15 protein-coding genes and 3 pseudogenes are annotated in these 20,212 nt (G+C 66.3%); 5 read left to right on the forward strand and 13 right to left on the reverse strand.

Going from position 1 to position 20,212, the window contains the following annotated elements; genetic code table 11:
• Positions 1-16 precede the first annotated feature (16 nt).
• Together purF and ACLQ3C_RS17050 are read right to left on the reverse strand one after the other, a co-directional pair.
• Positions 17-1,600, reverse strand: a complete 1,584-nt coding sequence (purF, locus tag ACLQ3C_RS17045; protein ID WP_425706273.1) for an amidophosphoribosyltransferase — start codon at positions 1,598-1,600, stop codon at positions 17-19.
• A gap of 243 nt (positions 1,601-1,843) precedes the next feature.
• Entirely contained in the window at positions 1,844-2,245 is a 402-nt protein-coding gene (locus tag ACLQ3C_RS17050) for a sterol carrier family protein (protein WP_425706274.1), read from the reverse strand.
• 74 nt (positions 2,246-2,319) lie between these two features.
• Here ACLQ3C_RS17050 and ACLQ3C_RS17055 point away from each other — a divergent pair, with 74 nt between their 5' ends.
• A complete protein-coding gene (locus ACLQ3C_RS17055; RefSeq protein ID WP_425706275.1) occupies positions 2,320-3,828 on the forward strand; it encodes a glutamate--cysteine ligase in 1,509 nt (502 codons plus the stop codon).
• Between the two features lie 97 nt (positions 3,829-3,925).
• Here ACLQ3C_RS17055 and ACLQ3C_RS17060 read toward each other — a convergent pair whose 3' ends face one another.
• From ACLQ3C_RS17060 to ACLQ3C_RS17075, 4 genes are all read right to left on the reverse strand, one after another.
• Entirely contained in the window at positions 3,926-5,233 is a 1,308-nt protein-coding gene (locus ACLQ3C_RS17060) for a DUF222 domain-containing protein (RefSeq protein ID WP_425706317.1), read from the reverse strand.
• A 205-nt stretch (positions 5,234-5,438) separates the two neighbouring features.
• Complete coding sequence (locus ACLQ3C_RS17065) at positions 5,439-5,816, reverse strand: hypothetical protein (protein ID WP_425706276.1); 378 nt, start codon at positions 5,814-5,816, stop codon at positions 5,439-5,441.
• Entirely contained in the window at positions 5,813-7,036 is a 1,224-nt protein-coding gene (locus ACLQ3C_RS17070; RefSeq protein WP_425706318.1) for a PepSY-associated TM helix domain-containing protein, read from the reverse strand. The genes ACLQ3C_RS17065 and ACLQ3C_RS17070 overlap by 4 nt, the downstream gene beginning before the upstream one ends.
• Positions 7,037-7,214: 178 nt before the next feature.
• Positions 7,215-8,312: a diacylglycerol kinase gene (locus ACLQ3C_RS17075; RefSeq protein ID WP_425706277.1), complete on the reverse strand. Its 1,098-nt coding sequence runs from the start codon at positions 8,310-8,312 to the stop codon at positions 7,215-7,217.
• Positions 8,313-8,384: 72 nt separating this feature from the next.
• On the opposite strand from ACLQ3C_RS17075, the gene ACLQ3C_RS17080 reads away from it, so the two are divergent.
• Positions 8,385-9,233: a glycerophosphodiester phosphodiesterase gene (locus tag ACLQ3C_RS17080; protein WP_425706278.1), complete on the forward strand. Its 849-nt coding sequence runs from the start codon at positions 8,385-8,387 to the stop codon at positions 9,231-9,233.
• A 24-nt stretch (positions 9,234-9,257) separates the two neighbouring features.
• Here the strand turns inward: ACLQ3C_RS17080 and ACLQ3C_RS17085 are convergent, their stop codons facing one another.
• The 3 genes from ACLQ3C_RS17085 to purL form a co-directional block, all read right to left on the reverse strand.
• Positions 9,258-10,046 (reverse strand): hypothetical protein, encoded by a 789-nt coding sequence (locus tag ACLQ3C_RS17085; protein ID WP_425706279.1) that lies wholly within the window; start codon positions 10,044-10,046, stop codon positions 9,258-9,260.
• Positions 10,047-10,151: 105 nt separating this feature from the next.
• The gene (locus ACLQ3C_RS17090; protein WP_425706280.1) at positions 10,152-10,796 is read right to left on the reverse strand and encodes a hypothetical protein; all 645 of its coding nucleotides are present in this window, start codon (positions 10,794-10,796) and stop codon (positions 10,152-10,154) included.
• A 115-nt stretch (positions 10,797-10,911) separates the two neighbouring features.
• On the reverse strand, positions 10,912-13,206 hold the full coding sequence (purL, locus tag ACLQ3C_RS17095; RefSeq protein ID WP_425706281.1) for a phosphoribosylformylglycinamidine synthase subunit PurL: 2,295 nt from the start codon (positions 13,204-13,206) through the stop codon (positions 10,912-10,914).
• Between the two features lie 147 nt (positions 13,207-13,353).
• On the opposite strand from purL, the gene eccA reads away from it, so the two are divergent.
• Positions 13,354-15,156, forward strand: a complete 1,803-nt coding sequence (gene eccA / locus ACLQ3C_RS17100) for a type VII secretion AAA-ATPase EccA (RefSeq protein ID WP_425706282.1) — start codon at positions 13,354-13,356, stop codon at positions 15,154-15,156.
• On the forward strand, positions 15,153-15,602 hold the full coding sequence (locus ACLQ3C_RS17105; RefSeq protein ID WP_425706283.1) for a hypothetical protein: 450 nt from the start codon (positions 15,153-15,155) through the stop codon (positions 15,600-15,602). Before eccA ends, ACLQ3C_RS17105 begins: the two co-directional genes overlap by 4 nt.
• A 10-nt stretch (positions 15,603-15,612) precedes the next feature.
• On the opposite strand, the gene ACLQ3C_RS17110 is transcribed toward ACLQ3C_RS17105, so the two are convergent.
• Together ACLQ3C_RS17110 and ACLQ3C_RS17115 are read right to left on the reverse strand one after the other, a co-directional pair.
• On the reverse strand, positions 15,613-16,377 hold the full coding sequence (locus ACLQ3C_RS17110) for a 3'(2'),5'-bisphosphate nucleotidase CysQ (protein WP_425706284.1): 765 nt from the start codon (positions 16,375-16,377) through the stop codon (positions 15,613-15,615).
• A 197-nt stretch (positions 16,378-16,574) separates the two neighbouring features.
• The gene (locus ACLQ3C_RS17115) at positions 16,575-16,973 is read right to left on the reverse strand and encodes a DUF1275 family protein (RefSeq protein WP_425706319.1); all 399 of its coding nucleotides are present in this window, start codon (positions 16,971-16,973) and stop codon (positions 16,575-16,577) included.
• A gap of 149 nt (positions 16,974-17,122) precedes the next feature.
• On the opposite strand from ACLQ3C_RS17115, the pseudogene ACLQ3C_RS17120 reads away from it, so the two are divergent.
• Positions 17,123-18,410: pseudogene (locus ACLQ3C_RS17120) on the forward strand (ISL3 family transposase).
• Positions 18,411-18,433: 23 nt separating this feature from the next.
• Here the strand turns inward: ACLQ3C_RS17120 and ACLQ3C_RS17125 are convergent.
• Positions 18,434-18,627: pseudogene (locus tag ACLQ3C_RS17125) on the reverse strand (YoaK family protein); the annotation flags it as partial.
• A 133-nt stretch (positions 18,628-18,760) separates the two neighbouring features.
• Positions 18,761-18,952, reverse strand: a pseudogene (locus tag ACLQ3C_RS17130) (hypothetical protein); the annotation flags it as partial.
• Positions 18,953-20,212: the final 1,260 nt, after the last annotated feature.

The raw sequence follows: 20,212 nt of genomic DNA on the forward strand, positions 1-20,212 counted from the left end.
ACGCTACCCGAGTGCCTCAGGGGCGCATCACGGCGCTAACGTTGTCATTGGTCGCGGTCAACGGGTCGATGTTGGCGTCCTGAGCGGCATTGGACAGCATCTGTTCGAGCACCGCCTTGCCCATCGACGACTCCTTCGGCAGCTCGATCGGGTAGTAGCCGTCGAAGCACGCCGCACACAGCGCCGACGCCGGCTGGTGCGTCGCCGCGATCATCTGCTCGGTGCTGATGTAGCCAAGGGAATCGGCGCCGATGGCCTGCCGCACCCCCTCGACCATGTGCTCCTCGGATTCCATGCCGTTGGCGATGAGTTCGGCAGGCGAGGCGAAGTCGATGCCGTAGAAACACGGCCACCGCACCGGGCTCGACGCGATGCGCACATGCACCTCGGCTGCACCGGCTTCACGCAGCATGCGGATGAGGGCACGCTGGGTGTTACCGCGAACGATCGAATCATCAACGACGACAAGACGTTTGCCGCGGATCACTTCTTTGAGGGGATTGAGTTTGAGACGGATGCCGAGTTGTCGGATCGTCTGCGAGGGCTGAATGAAGGTGCGTCCCACATAGGCGTTCTTCATCAGTCCCTGGCCGTAGGGAATCCCCGATTCCTGCGCGTAGCCGACCGCGGCGGGGGTCCCCGATTCGGGAACCGGGATCACCAGGTCGCCGATGGCCGGGTGTTCACGGGCCAGCCGACGGCCGATGTCGACGCGGGTGGAATGCACCGACCGGCCGCCGATGACGCTGTCCGGACGGGCGAGATACACATACTCGAAGACGCAGCCGCGGGGCGTGGGCTCGGCGAAGCGGGAACTGCGGACGCCGTCGGCGTCGATGGCCAGCAGCTCACCGGGTTCGATGTCGCGGACGAAGGAGGCGCCGACGATGTCGAGGGCGGCGGTCTCCGAGGCGACCACCCAGCCGCGATCGAGACGGCCCAGACACAGCGGGCGCACCCCATGCGGATCGCGCGCCGCATACAGCGTGTGCTCGTCCATGAAGGTGAGGCAGAACGCACCGCGCAGGGTGGGCAGCAACTCCATCGCCGCCTGTTCGATACTGCTGTCGGCGGCGCCGTGGGCGAGCAGGGCGCCGACCACATCGGAGTCCGACGTCCCCGCAGTGCTGCGGATGCCGACCTCACGCGCCCGGGCGGCCAGTTCGGCGGTGTTGACGAGGTTGCCGTTGTGGCCCAGTGCCACCCCGGTGCCGGCATCGGTGGTGCGGAAGATCGGCTGGGAGTTCTCCCAGGTCGTCGAGCCGGTCGTCGAGTAGCGGCAATGTCCGATGGCGACATGCCCCACCATCGAGGCAAGGGTCTGCTCGTCGAAGACCTGGCTGACGAGTCCGAGATCCTTGAACACCAGCACCTGCGATCCGTCGCCGACGGCGATCCCGGCGGCCTCCTGGCCACGATGCTGCAGTGCGTACAAGCCGTAATAGGAAAGCTTCGCGACGTCCTCACCAGGGGCCCACACACCAAAAACGCCGCACTCCTCGCGCGGCTCGCTCTCTGGTTCGTCCATCTGCCCGCCCGCCGGACACGCACGTGGCGTCGGCGCCAGCAGGTTCTGGCCGGCTATCGACTCTTCGGTCATCGACGAACTCCCTGGGGCTGGGTGCTGTCTGCACATGCGGATCGGTGAAATTCTGATCGGTGAAATCCTGATCGGTGAAATCCTGATCGGTGAAATCCTGATCGGGGCGGCAACGCCGATGGAGACCTCTCGGAGTCTACCGACCGACACTCCCTCGATGCCAAACCGTGCAGCGACGACACGCCCGGCGATATTCCGCCGGGTGAGCGGCGTCATAACGGCCCGGGGCCCTGCCGGTCGAGGTCACGGCGACCCGGGCGCCACCGGCACCAGCGGCAGCCATCGCGCCACCTCGTCGGCCCGGCTGCCCGACGCGTTCACCGCGCCGGATTCGACGACGTCGGCGAACTCCGCATCGCCGACGACCAGGCGCAGCCACGTACGCGGATCGGTCTCCACGACGTTGGGTGGCGTTCCGCGCGTGTGCCGCGGCCCCTCGATGCATTGGACGGCCACGAACGGCGGCACCCGCACCTCCACCGAGTTGCCGGGTGCGATGTCCTCGAGGGTGCGGGCGGTCAGACGGACCGCGGCCGCGAGCGCCGGCCGCGGCGGAGCGGGCAGCTCCGCGTCGCGCAGCCATCCCGCCACCTCGAGGACCGCTGCGCGGGCCGCGGCCGGATCGATCGGTTTACGTGCAGGCACACAGTCATCATGCACGGTCGTCGCGACGGCGCTCTTCGGCAGACATCCGCCCGACGCGCGGGCAGGATTGGTCCATGGGCACCGACGTGAGCGCACAGCAATTCACCGGGGCCGACCGCATGCGTTTCCGCACGCAGGTCGGCCGGGGCACCGAGGCGATCGCGCGGATGCTGGCCGAGGGGCTGTTCACCGACCACGGCCGGCCCCCCGAACCGCTGCTGGGCATGGAGGTCGAGCTCAACCTGGTCGACGCCGACATGAATCCGGCGATGGCCAACGCCGAGGTGCTCGACGCCATTGCCGACCCGGACTATCAGACCGAACTCGGCCGGTTCAACATCGAGATCAACGTTTCGCCGCGCCCCTTCGTCAGCGATGACACGATGTCGCTCGAGCAGGGGCTGCGCACCTCGTTGAACCGTGCCGAGCAGCGGGCGAGCCGGGTCGGTACGCATCTCGTCATGGTCGGCATGCTCCCCACCTTGGGCACCGAACACTTTGCCCGTCAATGGATTTCGACGAACCCGCGCTATGACTTGTTGAATCAGCAGATCTTCGCCGCGCGCGGCGAGGACATCGAGATCGACATCACCGGGATGCCGCTCGACGACCATCACGGCACCGAACGCCTGCACACGTCGACCGATTCGATCCTGCCCGAGGCCGCGTGTACGTCGCTGCAGTTGCATTTGCGCGTGGCGCCCGAGGACTTTGCGGCGCACTGGAATGCGGCGCAGGCGATCGCCGGCGTGCAGGTGGCACTCGCAGGTAACGCTCCGTTCCTGGCGGGGACCGCGCTGTGGCATGAGAGCCGGATCCCGGTCTTCGAGCAGGCCACCGACACCCGGCCGCTGGAGTTGAAGAATCAGGGGGTGCGGCCGCGCGTCTGGTTCGGCGAGCGGTGGATCAACACGATCTTCGATCTCTTCGAGGAGAACACCCGCTACTTCCCTGCGCTGCTGCCGGTCTCGACTGAGATCGATCCGCTCACCGAACTCGACGTCGGACGCATCCCGGCACTCGATGAGCTGCGCCTGCACAACGGCACCGTCTACCGATGGAACCGTCCCATCTACGAGGTCGTCGACGGCCAGGCGCATCTGCGCGTCGAGAACCGGGTGCTGCCCGCCGGACCGACCGTCGTCGACATCATGGCGAATGCCGCCTTCTACTACGGCGTCGTGCGCGGCCTGGTGGAGACCGACCGACCGCTGTGGTCGCAGATGTCGTTCAACGCCGCTGCCGAGAACCTGCAGGCCGGTGCCCGCGCAGGCCTTGAGTCGCAACTGTATTGGCCCGACGTCGGGTGGGTGCGCCCAGACGAACTGACCCTGCGCCGGCTGCTGCCCCTCGCCGACGACGGGCTGCAGGCCTTCGGTGTGTCGTCGAAGGCGCGTGACCGCTACCTCTCGGTGATCGAGGGTCGCTGTATCAGCCATCAGACCGGATCGGTGTGGCAGCGGCGCGCGGTGCAGGCCCGGGAAGCGGCCGGCGAGAACCGCGCCGACGCGCTGCGCGGGATGCTCGGCGACTATGTGACCTACATGCACGAGGGCGAGCCGGTGCACTCCTGGGCTGTCTGACCCCGGGCCGAAGCCCTATCTATGAAGTTCTCAAACAACAATTGCGGTCCCGGCGGACCGGGTGCAGGGGTCGGGAAGTCTTGTGGGTGAGCCTGTTTCAGGCAGCGCTGTCGAGTCGTGGCGTGCGTCGGTTGTAGGCCGGTTGTGGTCGCCGTCTGGGGTCGACGGTGGCGGGTGGGATCAGCCACGGATGTCGGTCGAAGCCCATCACCACATCCCAGTGATCATTCGGCCCGCTCGCTGCGCTCCCGGCGCCGGCTCTGTCATGGACGTCGTGATGGCATGCGGTGCACAGCAGGCAGCCGTTGTCGAGGTCGGTAGCCCCACCGTCAACCCATGACACGAGGTGGTGTGCCTGGGTGCGCGATGCGGGTGCACCGCATTTCACGCAGCACTTATCCCGCAGCAGCAAGGCTTTTCGCTGTGCCGGGGTGAACAGCCGCTTTTCGCGTCCGACGTTCAACGGCACCTCGTCGCCGTCGACGATGACGACGGTGATCCCGGCATCACAACCCAACGCTTTTGCCGTCGCAGGGGTCACCGATCCCATGAACTCCAAAGCGGAAAGCTTCGGGGCATCAGCGGGGATGGTCAACAGGACCCCGCCGGTCGGTTTGCACGACACGGTCTCGTCAGCGAGACCCTTCTCGGCGAGCTCGAGAATGGATTCGAAGGCATCGGCGCGCCTGTGTTGTCCTGGCCGCGGATCATGCGAGCCGTCGGGTTGCGGTTTCGGCGCCGACAGCGCTTCGACGAGACTGTGCAGTTTTTCCCCGGCAACGGCATCGAGGTTGGCGCGTACATCGAGGCGGCCATCATCGGTTTTGTGGTAGCCGAGTTCGTTGATCGACTTGTCTTCGGCGGCAGGTTTGCCATCGTCGGTGTCGGCGGCGAGCTCATTCGCGATGGTACGGGCATGATCGGAGATCTGCGCCGGCGTCATGCCCGCCGACGACCACGACATCAGTGACATCAACTGTGCTGACCGCAGGTCGGCGTCGACGGGCTCGGCCGACCGCGATTCGATGTGCGACAGCCCCCGCACGATCGCGTCGGCGTGTTCGGACGAGATGGCGCCGTCGGCGGCCCGGCGCAGGAGTGGGTCGATGTCGGTGGCAGTACCGATCCGCACAAATCGCGAGGCGACCGCGGGCGCGCACCCCATCACGACCAATAGTTCCCGCAACCGGCGACCCTTGCCGTCGGCGACATCGAGGCGGTCAAGATCACCGGTCAACGTGGCCGCATGGTGGTCGGCGAGATTGCGGATCAGCAGAATCTGCTGCAGCGCGGCGTGTGCTTGCGGCCCGGTCACATCCGGGCCCGTGCGCAGCTCGGCGAGCAGGTCGACAACGCCGGCCAGAATAGCTGCGGTAACAGCGCTTTCAACAGTGGTGTCGACAATCATGGTGCCCCCCTTGGTGATCAATTCGATGTGTCCATACTACGCGAACCCACCGACAATCACCCACGATCTTGTCGGGATCTGTGGACCGAATACCGATTGTGGACAACATGTTTCGAGTCGCTATCGAAGGACGAATTCTGTCGGCCACGTGTGGTAGCGCACACCGGTGCATCGTCTGACCCACCGCGCCCGATGGCATGTTTCACCGACCGGCGCCGGACGGTCCGATCAGCCATACGGACTCGGTGCGCCAACACACGAAGGCGAGCAACGCGAGCACCACGGCGCGTACCACCGCCCCGGCGCGTGGACCGAGGTTCCCGGTCACCGGAATACCCAGTGCGGCAAGGCCGACCGCGGTGGCCGCATAGCCGAGGAACACCCCGGGACGTGCCGGTGCATCCCGGCCCAGCGCCCACATCACCAGACCGCCCGCCGTCCAGGCGATCACGGCGAGCGCCACAACCAAGGTCACCCGTGCCGGCCACGCCACCGACGACCGGGACACGAGCCCACGCAGCGACCACAAGGCCGCAACCAGACAGCTCACCGAAATACCCAGCGCCACCGAGGAGTTCATGCCGCGGACACCGGCGCGGCGGCACGCTCGCGGGTCCGGCGACGTCGCCGACGGGCGTTGCGTTGCCGAATCTGCCAGGTACTCAGCCCGGTGATCATGAGCATCAGCGGCGTCAGCCCGAAGACGAACCACAGGGCCCGCCACCACCCGTTCACCGACACCCCGTAGTGCAGCGTCGGCTGCGCCCAATCGTCGGCGATCGCATTGGAGACGGTCTTCGGCGCACCCGAGAACTCCTTGATCACCGCCGGGTCATGGGCGTCGACACCGAGCTCGCGGTTACCGTGATAAGTGGCACCGCCCGACCACAGATCCGATTCTCCGACAAGCAGATCCACCGAATAGTACTCCGCCCCCTCTGACGGCATGCCCACCCACGTTGCACGGGAACCCGGATAGTGCGCCTGCGCGGCATCGATGGCCTGATCGAGGGAGATCCGCGGGCCGTCGGCGGAGCCCGGCGCCGGCATGTCGTAGGCGTCGTCGGTGGGTGCGATGCCGCCGGTGGCCGCGTACCACACCTTGCCCACGCCGGGGATCTCGAAGTTCATCCCGGTCAGTCCCCAGATGAGCAGCGGGACGGCGGCGACGATGCCGATGACGTTGTGCAGGTCGGCGTCCCGGGCGAACCGCCCCTTGCCGACCCGGACGCGGAACCCGTTGCGCCAGCGCCGGAGTCCGGGATACCAGATGACGATGCCCGAGATCGCCAGGAACACCAGGAGCGCTCCGCTGACCCCGAGGAGCACGGCGCCCCAGGTCATGTCGGCGGTGAACCATCCCCAGTCGGCCATCACCGACGGCTTCGCCAGCCAGGCGACATATCCGGGATAGCCCTCACAGGTCAGGCCGCAGTCGTGCAGGTTGACCAGGAATCCCAGAATCCCGTCGTCGATGTTGCCGTGGCCGTTGATCTTTCCGGTGCCGGCATCGACCGCCCAGGTGCCGGCCGCGGTGTCGGACGAACTGATGAAATAGACGCCGTCCTTGAGCGACAGGTACGCGGCGTCGAAGGAGGGATCGGCGGCATGTACCGATGCCATGGCGCTGGTGAATCCCACCTGGTGGCCGGTGTCGGTGCTGGTGAACAGAGCGGACTTCGTGGCGCGTGCCAACTCGGGCTCGTACACGAGGATCGCGCCGCTGGTGCACACGACCACCAGTAACAAGCCCAGCACGATCGAACCCCAGCGGTGGCTGACGATCAGGGCGCGGCGGATCGGTTTTCGCGTGACGCGCCGGCGTCGGACGGCGGCGCGGCCGCGTGTGACCGGCGGGCTGACGACTTGCTCCGTGACCATGGCGGCAAAGGTTAGCATAACCAAAGTTAGATGGCTGCCGCCGCAACGCGCGTCCCGCCCGGACGTCGCCGGAACGGGTGGCGAACTGGCGGTCTGCCTACCCCAGGGCGGCCGACGCGGTCCGGGCCACGAGTCCCCTGCCCGTTATCAGCCCGAGGTCGAGCGCCGTGACGAGTCCGGGTTGCGCGTCCACCACGGCTGCAACCGAATTCACCAGTCGCATGGCCGTCACGATCATGCCGGAGACGTTGTGGTCGCCATGCTCACCCTGATGGGTGAATTCGACCGACATCTCCGGCTCGCCACTGATGTGGATGCGATAGCAGCCCTCCCCCTCCGCCGGGCGCGGCCAGTCCGGGCACTGCTCGGGGTGCGTGCGGGTGTAATGCTCTACGACGATCCGGTCCACCCCGCCGACCTGCCCGACGACCTCGAAATGCAATGCGGCCATGGTGGCTTCGGCGATTTCCACGGACAACGTCGAGTAGTCGCGGTCGGCGGCGACCCGCTCGTGCCGCTCGATCAGGGGTTCGTCGAGTGTCAGACCGAGTCCGGCGGCGAGTTGCCGGACGACGCTGCCCCAGCCCATGGCCAGGACACCGGGCATCAACAGCAGGGGCGTCGCGTCCATCGGTTGCCCGAATCCGAAGATGTCGCGCATGACCACGGGCTGGTAATACGTCGAGTAATCCGCGATCTCGAGACAGCGCACTTCGTCGATTCGCTGCGACAGGCTCGTCATGGCCAGTGGCAGCGCATCATTGGCGAATCCGGGATCGATGCCGTTCACGTGGAGACTGGCGTTGCCGGCGGTGCCGGCGGCCGTGATCCGGTCGAGGAGTTTCTGATCGAGGATGCCGTAGGGGAACTGCAGCACCACCGGGCCGCTCGACACCACGTTGATGCCGGCCTCGACGAACGAGATCAGGTCGTCGATGGCTTCGAAGATGCGGTCGTCGGTCATCGCTGTGTGCACGATGGCATCGGGGGCGAGCGCGATCAGGGCGTCGCGATCATTGGTCGCCGTCACCCCGAGTTCGCGACCGAGCCCGGCGAGTTCACCGGCATCCTTGCCGACCTTGGCCTGATCGGAGACCCACACACCGACCAGTTCGAGATCGGGATGGGCATCGATCCCGGCGATCGCATGCCGTCCGACGGTTCCGGTCGACCACTCCACCACGCGCAACGTCATGAGCCGAAACTAGAACACGTTTCACTTCGCTGTACACGTTTTCGCCAACTGACGCCGGTAGAGTGCGCCGCGATGAGTACCTCCGAGCCGGTCGCCGTCACGTCCGGCGGTCACCGCACCCGACTCAAATGGCATCGGGCCCGCAAGCATGCCGACGATGCGCCGTTCACCAGAAGTCGGATCGTCGAGGGCATGCGGGCCGGGGCGAGCGTGGAGGTGGACCTGCTGATCCACCGCGGGCAGGCAAACCCACCCGGCTTCGCGGTCCTGCACGATCAGACGCTCGACTCGGCGACCACCGGCACCGGCACCGTCGCCGCGGCGTCGGCGTCATATCTGCGGTCGTTATCGCTGCGGGACAACGAGGGCCGACCCACCACGGAGAGGGTGCTGGTCCTCGACGATCTGGCCGGCCTGCTCACCGACGTCGACCCGAAAGCATTGCTGCAGTTGGATTTCAAGCAGTCCGCACCCGATCTCGACGCGCGGGTGGTCGAGCGGTTCGCCGAGGCCGTCGGCCCATTCGCGGGCAACGCAATTCTTTCATGTGAGGACGCGGAGGCGGTCCGCATCCTCACCGACGCGGTGCCCGGGCTACGGGTCGGATACGACCCGTGCCACCACGGTGCGGTCGATCGGGTGTTGCGGTGGCGGCGGTTTCGGCGTTTCGTCGAGAAGGCCGTCGCCGCGTCCCCGCGCGCCGACACCATCTACCTCGACAAGCGGCTGGTGCTGACCGCGGCGGACCGCGGTGTCGATCTGGTCGCCGAATTCCACGCCGCTGCACGACAAGTGGATGTCTACACATTCGCCGGTGCCGACGATCCGGGTATCACCCGCGCCGTCGGGTTGCGGGCCGATCAGATCACCGTCGACGATCCGGCGGGGGTGGCCGCCCGATTCGGTTCGGCCACAGACTGATCGGCGCGCGGGACGCTGATCAGATCAGCGCGCCTTGATCCATTCGGTGGTCGAAGGCAGCAGCACCAGGATCGCGGTGACGATCGGGAAGACCAGCCCCACGAATCCGAGTGCGCCCGTACCGAAGCCGCCGCTGACGCCGTTGTCGGACAGCGCGGCCCGGACGGCGATGCCCGCAATGGCACCGACGATGCCGAACACGATCGACACGGCGCAGCCGGCGACGACGAGTATCCGTCCGATCATCTTGTGCCGGAGCACTGCTACGCCACCCCAGATCAACAGCACCGCGAGGACGATGTCGATGATGATCTGGATCACGAGAATTGCCGAGTACCACCCGGGAATCTTGTCGAGTTCGCTGGAGGTGGTCAGCGCCGAGATCGCGACGATCACCGCGATCGCGCCGACGATACCCACGATGGCTCCCACACCACCGAGGAATGCCAGGACGGCCGCGGCTATCGCAGTCCCACTGGATGGCTTTGCGGCATACGGGTCTCCGAGAGGGTTTTGCGGGTAGGCGGGTTGACCATATGCGGGTTGCTGGCCGTACACGGGCTGCTGGCCGTAGACCGGTTGCTGTCCATAGGTCGGCTGCTGCCCATAGGTCGGCTGCTGCTGTCCATAGGTCGGCTGCTGCTGTCCATAGGTCGGCTGCTGCTGTCCGTAGACGGGCTGGTCAGGGGAAGACTGGCCAGGAGCCGGGGGTTGCGGGACGCCGCCGTAGACCGTCTTGTCCCACGGTGACGAGCCCGGGTTGGATTGCTGACCGTACGGCTGCGACCCGGGGTCGTCGGGTGGAGTGGTCATGGTGGCGGGGCCTCTCTGTTGGTTCGGTGCCGGCCATCGCGGGGTATTCACGACAGCACAACGACGATGCGATTCGCTCCATCGAAGCACACGAGCCCGGCGCAGTCACCAGCGCGGAGGCCCGCTCGGGACCGGACCGCGTTGCGGACGTGCTCGTAGCCACCGGGACGTCGACGGCAACAACGCGAGGACCGCGGTGACGATCGGGAAGACGAGAAGCAGGAGGTCGAGGACACCAAGGTTGGGGACGTGGGGCAGTCCCTGCGTCCCCATGATCAGTCCCTGCGTCACCATGATGGAGTCGGGCCCGGGTACGCCGTAGGCGACCATCCAGTACACGCACCATCCCAGAAACTGGAGCACATAGAGCCCGGCGCCGACGACGACGAGGATCCGGCCGGCGGGGCGTCGGACGAGGACGAGGACTCCCCCGGCCCCAAGGAGCCCGAGCACGATCACCAGCAGGATGAGGGCGAGGGCTTGCGCGGGACTGCCATACCGGAGCACCTCGAAGTGGTGGCTGGCGTTCCACACCACGACCAGGCCGAGGTCCAGCAGCATGTAGAGCGCGCCGAGAATGGCGAGCGCCGCAGTCGCGTACGCGGTACCGGGTGCCGCCTGCCGCTGCGGCTGGGCACCAAACGGATTCTGGCCGTATACATTCGGCCCATATCCCGGGTGCTGCTGCTGCCCGTATACGGGTGGCTGGCCGTACGGCTGCGGTCCCGAGCCGCCGATCGGAGCGGTCATGTGACAGGGCCTCTCTGTTGGTTTCCGTCGCATCGAAGCACACGAGCCCGGCGCGGTCACCGACGCGCAGGTCGGCCCGGCACCGAGAACGCCGGACGGCGCATACCCCCGCGGCTCACCCGAACAGCCGCGGAAGCGTTCCTTCGTAGACCTCGCGGAGTTCGTCGAGCGGCACCTCGAACTGGTCCTGGACGCTGACGGCGTCGCTGCCCTGATCGACCACGCCGATGCGCGTCCACGGCATGCCGCGGGCATCGAGCATCGCCACGAAGCGCGACTCCTCGGTACGCGGCACCGCCACCAGCACCCGCCCGGACGATTCGGAGAACAACCAGACGAAGGGGTCGGCGCCCTCGGGCAACAGGACGCGGCAGCCGGTCTCCCCGGCAAGGGCCGATTCGACGACCGTCTGGATCAGGCCGCCCTCGGAGATGTCGTGGGCGGCCGAGACCAGTCCGTCACGCGAGGCCGCGGTGAGGATGTCGCTCAGCAGCTTCTCGTGATCGAGGTCCACCGACGGCGCCGCCCCGCCGAGGTGATCGTGGGCGACCTGCGCCCAGATCGAGCCGTCGAACTCGTCGCGGGTCTGTCCGAGGAGGATGAGGGTCTCCCCTGGCTCGGTGCCGAAGCCGGTGGGCAGGCGGCGCGCGACGTCGTCGAGGACGCCGAGCACACCGACGACCGGGGTGGGCAGGATCGCGGTCGAGCCGGTCTGGTTGTAGAAGCTCACGTTGCCGCCGGTCACCGGGATGCCCAGCTGCGCACACCCGTCGGCGAGCCCACGGACCGCCTGCTGGAACTGCCACATCACCGCCGGGTCCTCGGGTGACCCGAAGTTGAGGCAGTTGGTGACGGCCTTGGGCGTGGCGCCCGACGCGGCGACGTTGCGGTAGGCCTCGGCCAGCGCGAGTTGCGCGCCGCGGTACGGGTCGAGGTAGGTGTAGCGGCCCGACGCGTCGGTGGCCAGCGCAATGCCGCGGCCGGTGCGCTCGTCGATGCGGATCACGCCCGAGTCGGCGTTCTCGGCGAGCACGGTGTTGCCACGCACGTACCGGTCGTACTGCTCGGTGATGAACTTGCGGCTGCACAGTGCCGGGGAGGCCAGCATCGTCAGCAGCGTCGCCCGCAACTCGTCGGCGGTCGCGGGCCGCGCCAGCGACGCCGTGGTCGACGCGGAGACCTCGTCCTGCCAGTCCGGCCGCGCCACCGGACGCTCGTAGACGGGCCCCTCGTGGGCGACGGTGCGCGGGGGCACGTCGACGACGGTCTCCCCGTGCCAGGTGATCTCGAGGCGGTCGCCGTCGGTCACCTCACCGATCACCGTGGCCAGCACATCCCACTTGCGGCACACGGCCATGAACGCCTCGACGTTCTCCGGGGCCACCACCGCACACATCCGCTCCTGCGATTCGCTGGAGAGCACCTCGGCGGGCGTCATGCCGACCGCGCGCATCGGCACCTGCTCCAGGTCGATGCGCATGCCGCCATCGCCGGCAGCAGCCAATTCGGAAGTGGCGCAAGACAAACCGGCTCCACCGAGATCCTGGATGCCGATCACGAGCCCGGCGTGATAGAGCTCCAGACAGCATTCGATGAGCACCTTCTCGGTGAACGGGTCACCGACCTGCACGCTCGGCAACTTCTTGCGATTGGGACCCGCAGCGTCACCGCTGTCGTCGAAGGTCTCCGACGCCAGCACCGACACCCCGCCGATGCCGTCGAGCCCGGTGCGCGCACCGAACAGGATGATCTTGTTGCCTGCGCCGCTGGCGAAGGCCAGGTGCAGGTCCTCGGTGCGCAGCACGCCCGCGCACAGCGCGTTGACCAGCGGATTGCCGGCGTAGCTGGCGTCGAACACGGTCTCCCCGCCGACGTTGGGCAGGCCGAGCGAGTTGCCGTAGCCGCCGACCCCGCGCACCACCCCGTCGACGACGCGGCGGGTGTCGGGGGCGTCGGCCGGGCCGAAGCGCAGCTGGTCCATCACCGCGATCGGCCGGGCGCCCATCGCCATGATGTCGCGGACGATGCCGCCGACACCGGTCGCCGCGCCCTGATACGGCTCGACATAACTCGGATGGTTGTGGGACTCGACCTTGAACGTCACCGCCCAACCGTCGCCGACGTCGACGACGCCGGCGTTCTCACCGATCCCGGCGAGCATCCCCGACCGCATCTCGTCGGTGGTCGTCTCGCCGAAGTAGCGCAGATGCACCTTCGACGACTTGTAGGAGCAGTGCTCGGACCACATCACCGAATACATCGCCAGCTCGGCGTCGGTGGGACGGCGTCCGAGGATCTCGCGGATGCGCTCGTACTCGTCGTCCTTGAGGCCGAGCTCTCGGTAGGGCTGGGGATGATCGGGCGTCTGGGCGGCTGCGGTGACGGTGTCCACCTGAGTCTGATCGCTCACCAGGCCATTCTAGACGTGCACCCCGACGCCCCACCCACCGCCGATCCGCCGGCGTCGGTGCCGTCGTCGCGCATCACCCCACGGTGACGCGCACCACCGATTACGCTGTCTGCGGGACCGGCTGGGGCCGGCATAGGGGGAGGTTCGATGATCGACGTCGGTAGGGCACGGCAGCTGTTCGAACTCGGTGTGCTGTCGATGGGTATTCCGGTCGAGGGCACCGAACCGATCGACAATCCGGAGCAGGCCGCGCTCGCGTTCACCCGGGCGACCGAGTGGGATCCCGGCATGGCCGATGCGTGGATCGGGCGGCTCGCATGCGGGCCGGCCGCCACCGGCGGCTCCGGTGACGGGGTGAACGAGGCCCTGCTGGCGATCTACCGCAATCGCGACGCGCTCGGTCGCGAGCAGCGGCGGCTCGGGCTGCCGCCGGGACTCCTCGTCGGCCGCTGGTACACGGGGATGTTCATCGACTACCCCCTCATCGACGCCGACCACGCCACCGCCGCCTACGCCGCCACCCTCATCCGCGGCCACGACCTCGCCGGGGCGGCCGAGGTGCTCGCGCAGATCCGCGCCGGCTCCCCCATCGTCGAATTCATGACGGCCGTCCTGCATTTCTCGGCGCAGCGCTGGCCGGACGTCCTGACCGCGCTGCCGCATGCCGACACCTGGACCGACGACTATCTGCGGACCGCCGCGGACTACATGGGCGGCAGCGCCTGTGTCCAGCTGGGCATGTTCGGTGAGGGGTCGCGCCGTCTGCAGCGAGCCGTCGACGGTCCGATCGCCGCCTGTGCGACCCGTGCCCTGTTCGCCCTCGGCCTCGCCCTCCGCGAGGAGGGCCAGGAAGACAAGGCGCGCAATGCCTTCGAGCAGGCGTTTGCGCGTGATCCGGCATTCGGTGCGGCGGGCGAGGCGATGCGCAGTCCGACGATCCGGCTGAGCGTCACCAGCGCCGAGCAGATCGAGGCCCGCAGCGACCGGTGGGATCCGGCGTCCGTGCCCGCCCCGGACACGTCGTCGGGCTCGGCGCCCGGATCCGAGGACCTCGTGACGCAGGCCCAGCAAGAACTCGACGCCCAGATCGGACTCGCCTCGGTCAAAGAGCAGGTGGCCAAGCTGCAGTCGGCGGCCACGCTGGCGAGGATCCGCGCCGACCGCGGACTGTCGACGTCGGCGCGCAGCCTGCACCTGGCATTCACCGGACCACCCGGCACCGGCAAGACCACCGTCGCCCGCGTGATCGCCAAGCTGTACTGCGGACTCGGATTCATCAAGTCCGACAAGGTGATCGAGGCGACGCGCCGCGACCTCGTCGGTGAACACCTGGGTTCCACCGCCATCAAGACCGCGGCGCTCATCGACTCCGCGATGGACGGTGTCCTGTTCATCGACGAGGCCTACACCCTGATCCAGCAGGGACTCTCCGGCGGTGACGCGTTCGGTCGCGAAGCCGTCGACGCGCTGCTCGCCCGGATGGAGGACGACCGCGATCGGCTCGTCGTGATCATTGCCGGCTACGACGCCGAGATCGACCGCTTCCTCGCGGCGAACGACGGGTTGGCCTCACGCTTCGCACGCCGTATCCGGTTCGAGTCCTACACACCCGAAGAACTGGCGCGCATCGGCGAATTCATCGCCGCCCGCCGCGACTCGATCCTCACCGAGGACGCCGTCGCCGAACTCGAGCAGGCCTGCACACCGATGTATCACGATGTGCGCCGGCATGCCTCGGGTCCGCAACGGGCCACCGACCTGGCCGGCAACGGACGGTTCATCCGCAATGTCATCGAGGCGGCCGAAGAGGAACGCGAACACCGGCTGTCGGCGACGGGCGATCTCGAGTCGCTCTCACACGAGCAGCTGATGCGTATCGAGGTCACCGACCTGCGTGCCGCGTTGACGTCGGTGCTGTCGGGGCTGGCACCGGCGAGGAGTCACGCATGACCACAGGGACATCCATGAGGACCCGCCGAATCCGGGTGGCAATGATCGCGCTCGCCGCGGTGGTGTTCGCGGCGGTGCCCGCGTGCACCGTCAGCGGCGACCCGGTGGCCGACCCGGCCGCCGCGTCGATCTCCACGACGACCACCGACCCCGACGCCACCACCGACTCCCCAGCTCCCGATGCGACAGAACCGGATTCGACCGAACCCCATTCGAGCACCGACGCACCGATCAGCGACGTGCCCGCGCCACCGAACGCAACGACGATGACGTGCAGCCAGTTCGTGACACTCGATCGGTCGACCCAGGCGGCGGTGTTGCGCGCCAACGGCGCCACCGCCGACAACACCCGACTCGGGGTGGCCATCGACATCTACAACTCCGTGTGTCCCGGCTACCCCGGTGCGCTCATCGCCGACCTCGTCGCCGGACGCCTACCGAACTGACCGAAGGTTCTCAACCAGCAGCGGTCACCGCGATGATCTGCTCGGTGAGTTCGGGACGGCAGATCACCAGGTCGGGAAGATAGGTGTCGTCGCGGTTGTACACCAGCGGCGAGCCGTCGATGCGCCCGCACCACAGCCCTTTTGCCCGGGCCACCGCAACCGGGGCGGCCGAATCCCATTCGTACTGGCCACCGGAGTGCACGTAGGCGTCGGCCTCGCCGCGCACCACCGCCATCGCCTTGGCCCCCGCCGACCCCATCGACAGCACTTCGCCGCCGATGGCGTCGGCCACCGGCTGCGAAAAGGCCGGTGGCCGTGAGCTGCTGACGACCACCCGCGGCCGGTCACCCTTCGGTGAACTCGCCAGACCTGTTGTCGGCGGGACCGGCCCGGGATCGTCGACGTAGGTGACGCCCAGCGCCGGCAACGCCACCGCACCCGCGATCAGGCCGCCGCCGTCTGCCGACGACCACAGCGCCACGTGCACCGCCCAGTCGGCCCGGTCGCCCTTGCCGTATTCGCGGGTGCCGTCGACCGGATCGACGATCCACACCCGTGCGGCGCTCAGCCGCGACTTGTCGTCGGCCGACTCCTCGGAGAGCACCGCGTCGTCGGGTCGTTCCTCGGCCAGCCGGCGAATCAGCAGTTCGTTGGACCGCTGATCGCCTGCGTCACCGAGTTCCTTACCCGCCAGTCCGCTGTTCGCGCGGATATCGAGCAGCAAACGCCCTGCCGCGGTGGCCAGTTCGCCCGCGAGTGCGCGGTCGTCGTCCATACTCGTCTCCCACTTCGATGTCCGTGACCTTCGCTACTCTAATCGGGAACCGAGACCGATGGTCTCGGCGTGGGCCGCAATACTCAACGCCTTCGATCCACGTACGGGGTGGGAACGACTACCGCTGCCGTTCGTCGAGGATGAACAGTGCCAGAGTCAGGGCCAGCAGGGCAGCTGGTATCCAAGCGGAGTGTTAATTAATGCCATGCCAGGGTGGCGAACGCCCCGATGACGGCCCCGCCCGCGAAGATCCCGATCACCCGTACGTAGATCCCGAATGCTGTGATGGCAACGGGGTCTTTGTCGATGACAACGCCGAAAGCCGACTCTACGAGGCGCATGAGGTTCCCGGTGGTCGCGATCGCCACGTAATTGAAGTCGCCGATGTTTCTGAACAGACCCAGTTGTACACCGGCCATGAAAGCGATCGGGACGGTGACGTAGCTGTGCGGAACGGTCAGTGGCACACATCCTGCAGCGAGCAGGACCAGGGCTTGCGCTGCCATCACCCACCGAAGGGGGTGCGGCAGCACGTGGTCGATGCGCCCGGATTTGATGAGCGCATACACGAACACACCCAGGGCGAATGCGGCGATAGGGGCTCTTCGAGGTGAGCGGGCAGTGTCTGGTCAGAGGGCTGGCGTGTCGTTGAGGTGAGACGCCCCTGGTCTCGGTGAAATCTGGATGTTGCGAAACATTCCGATTCGGTGAGGAGTACCAGGGGCATGGCTGATGCTCTACGTCGTTGTTGGGTCTGGAAGGTCTCGAGGTCAGGGCGGTCACTCGACTGGCCGATCGTTCTCGGGTGGTGGATGTGGTGACCGCTGGTCCGGGGGTACGCGGTGCCCGGACTGCAAGGCAGTCTCGTCGTCGGTGAAGGGCCACGCAGTCACCCGGCCCCGCGATATCCAGTACGGCGACCATCCAATCACGTGGTGTTGGAACAAAACACGGTACTACTGCCGGAACCGGTCGTGTGAGCGGCGCTCGTTCACCGAATCGATCGCACAGGTGCCGCGACGACGTCGTACCACGACCCGGCTGCGCACTCAGATCGGCCGCAGTATCGGTGAGGCGGCGCGTTCGGTAGTCGAGGTCGCCGCCGCGGCGGGCGTGTCGTGGCCGACCGCGCACACCGCGTTCGTTGAACACGCCAAGACCGTGTTGACCGACCCAGAACCGGTACGAGTCCTCGGGATCGACGAAACCCGCCGCGGCAAGCCCCGCTGGACTCGCGACAAGGATGGCGCCGCTGGATACGCGTGGACCCGTGGGACACCGGGTTCGTCGATCTCGGTGGCAATCAGGGCTTGTTGGGGCAGGTCGAAGGACGCTCGGGCGCCGCGGTCACCGACTGGCTGACCGCTCAACCCGCGCAGTTCCGGGACACGATCACCCACGTCGCGATCGATCCGTCGGCGGCGTACGCGGCAGCGGTCACCACCGAGTTGCTGCCGAACGCGCAAGTGGTGGTCGATCACTTCCACCTGGTCAAACTCGCCAACGACATGGTGACCGCGGTCCGCCGCCGGGTGACCTTCGACGCTCATGGCCGTCGGGGCCGCGCCCGGGACCCGGAATGGGCAAACCGGCGGCGACTGTTGACGGCGCATGAACGACTGTCTCCCAAGTCTTTTGCGAAGATGTGGAATGCGCTGATCGACAGCGACCCCACTCACGAGATCATCGTCGCCTACATCGCCAAAGAAGAACTGCGCCAACTTCTTTCCCTCGCACATCACGGAGCCGAGGATGCTGAGATCCGCGACAAGCTCTACTCGTTCTACACCTGGTGCGCCGACGCCAACATCCCCGAGGTCGCCCGGCTGGCTTCCACGATCGAAACCTGGTGGCCGGCAGTGTTGGCGTTCCTGCGTACCGGGATCACCAACGCCCGCACCGAGGGCTACAACCGGCTTGTCAAACAGGTCAAACGCGTCGCCTGCGGATTCCGCAATACCGAAAACTCACGCCGCCGGATACGATTCCACTGCACCCGCGCCCAGCGGGCCAACATCCAATTCCATTGCTGAGCAGTGCCCGGCTAACCTCGAAGAGCCGCGATAGGACCGACGTGCTCGATGGCTTGGACCCAATGATGGTGCGCCAGACCGATTCCCAAGAAGATCACGTTACCGGTCTGCGCATTGGCGAACACCCCGCCACGAGCCAGAGAGGTGTAAGAATCGAGAAAGCCGTTGGCCGCGGTCAACAGCAGCGCGAACGCAGGGACGTCGAGGTTGCTGTCACGTCATGATTCTCTCAGTAATCACGGCTGGTGTTGATCCCGACTTCGATCGGCGTCAACTGATCAGAACCGCCTCGCCATCAACGATCACCTCCGGGTCCAGTACGCTCGCAACAAACGAGTCCGGCGGCCCCATCAGCCACGTCGGCTCCGACTCCGTAGACCAACGCGGTCACCGCAAGTGAGCCACGCCGATACCTGCGACCTGAGGTGTGTGCCCCCCAGATGGTGAAGGACTGCTCTGTGCGGCGCCGCGACAGCTGCGTTCTCGTAGTCGATGGGACTGACCAGCCCCATCGTGGAGTGCCGACGCTCGTGGTTGTAGAAGCCGTAACACCAGTTACGGCACACCGGGCTTCACGTCTGCAAGCGATTCGAACGCGTTGCGTGACAACACTTCCCACTGCACCGACGAGTAGACCGCTCGGCGGCAGCGTATCGAGACACGATCCGACTCGGCCCATCGACTGCCGGATGCCCATCTGCCGGCACAGCTGTGAAGCTGTTGGCTTTGTATACCGCTTGAGGTAGTTCGCTACCGGTCCACGAAGCAGTACCTACCTCAGGTTATTCGGGTAGTACTCTGGAGGTTCGCCGGTGGTCTCCATGGCGACAATAAACGCAAGAACGTCGGCCTTGTCGACACCCATCCTGACGTGGTATGCGAAGTCTGCCACAAACATTACCGACAACTTCGCGCACTCAATGCATCGCGATATCTCCTCTGGCGTAAGCGAATTCGGTGCAGCATCATTGAACGGATCTAGAATTTCTGAAATTGCCATGGTTCTCCCCCACTCCCAACGTGAGATAGAAGTAGTCGCTCGGTGTTGCATCAATACCGTTCAGTATGCCCGCACTTATGAGCTGCAATTCAGCATGTGTTAATTTACGCAACTTGGCTCCCAATAATTAGGCTAAGCGAGACACCGGCGTCGCGCCCCACACCACGCTCAGACCACCCACATCTACATCACAAGAGCGCAATTGTGACGTCACTTGCGTATCAAATGAAGTTCACACTTCAATCCTTCTAAGGGCGTACGACTGCGGAATATCCTCGTTTAGGTAATATTCATAGAGAACTTGTGCCGCCGACCGCGCGTTGAAGACCTCGCTCTCGTACACCGTCGTCGCGCTATTGCCAATCCCTATCACAATGTTTGGATGTCTCGATTGATCACATTCAGAAATTAACCCGACAACAAACTGGGCGACCTGACCTTTCTCAGTTCTTCGTATCTCGAGCGTCATCTTGTCAGCCCGCCCCGCAGCCTGTATGTAGAAATTCTTGGCTGCTAGCAATTCCGGAGATGCGAAGTCTCCAGACCAACCAGGCCTTGGCAGCTTACATAGGATTATCGAACAGTTGGAGTGACCGTCGAGTCCGCGTAGCTCGACTTCGAAATCGTCGGCCGTCTCGTGTGGACCGAGGTATAGGTCACCCAAACCGGTACTGATCAAATGCGTTGGCGTCGCCATACTAAATTCCTACCCGCCCCCTCAATCGTTGCTTCAGACTCACTGCACCAGGCTTCGAAGTCGGGTACACGCGTGATATCCCACCGTCACCCCGCACGCTTGACC

The sequence above is a fragment of the Gordonia sp. DT30 genome (assembly GCF_049844915.1).
Classification (GTDB): Bacteria; Actinomycetota; Actinomycetes; order Mycobacteriales; family Mycobacteriaceae; genus Gordonia.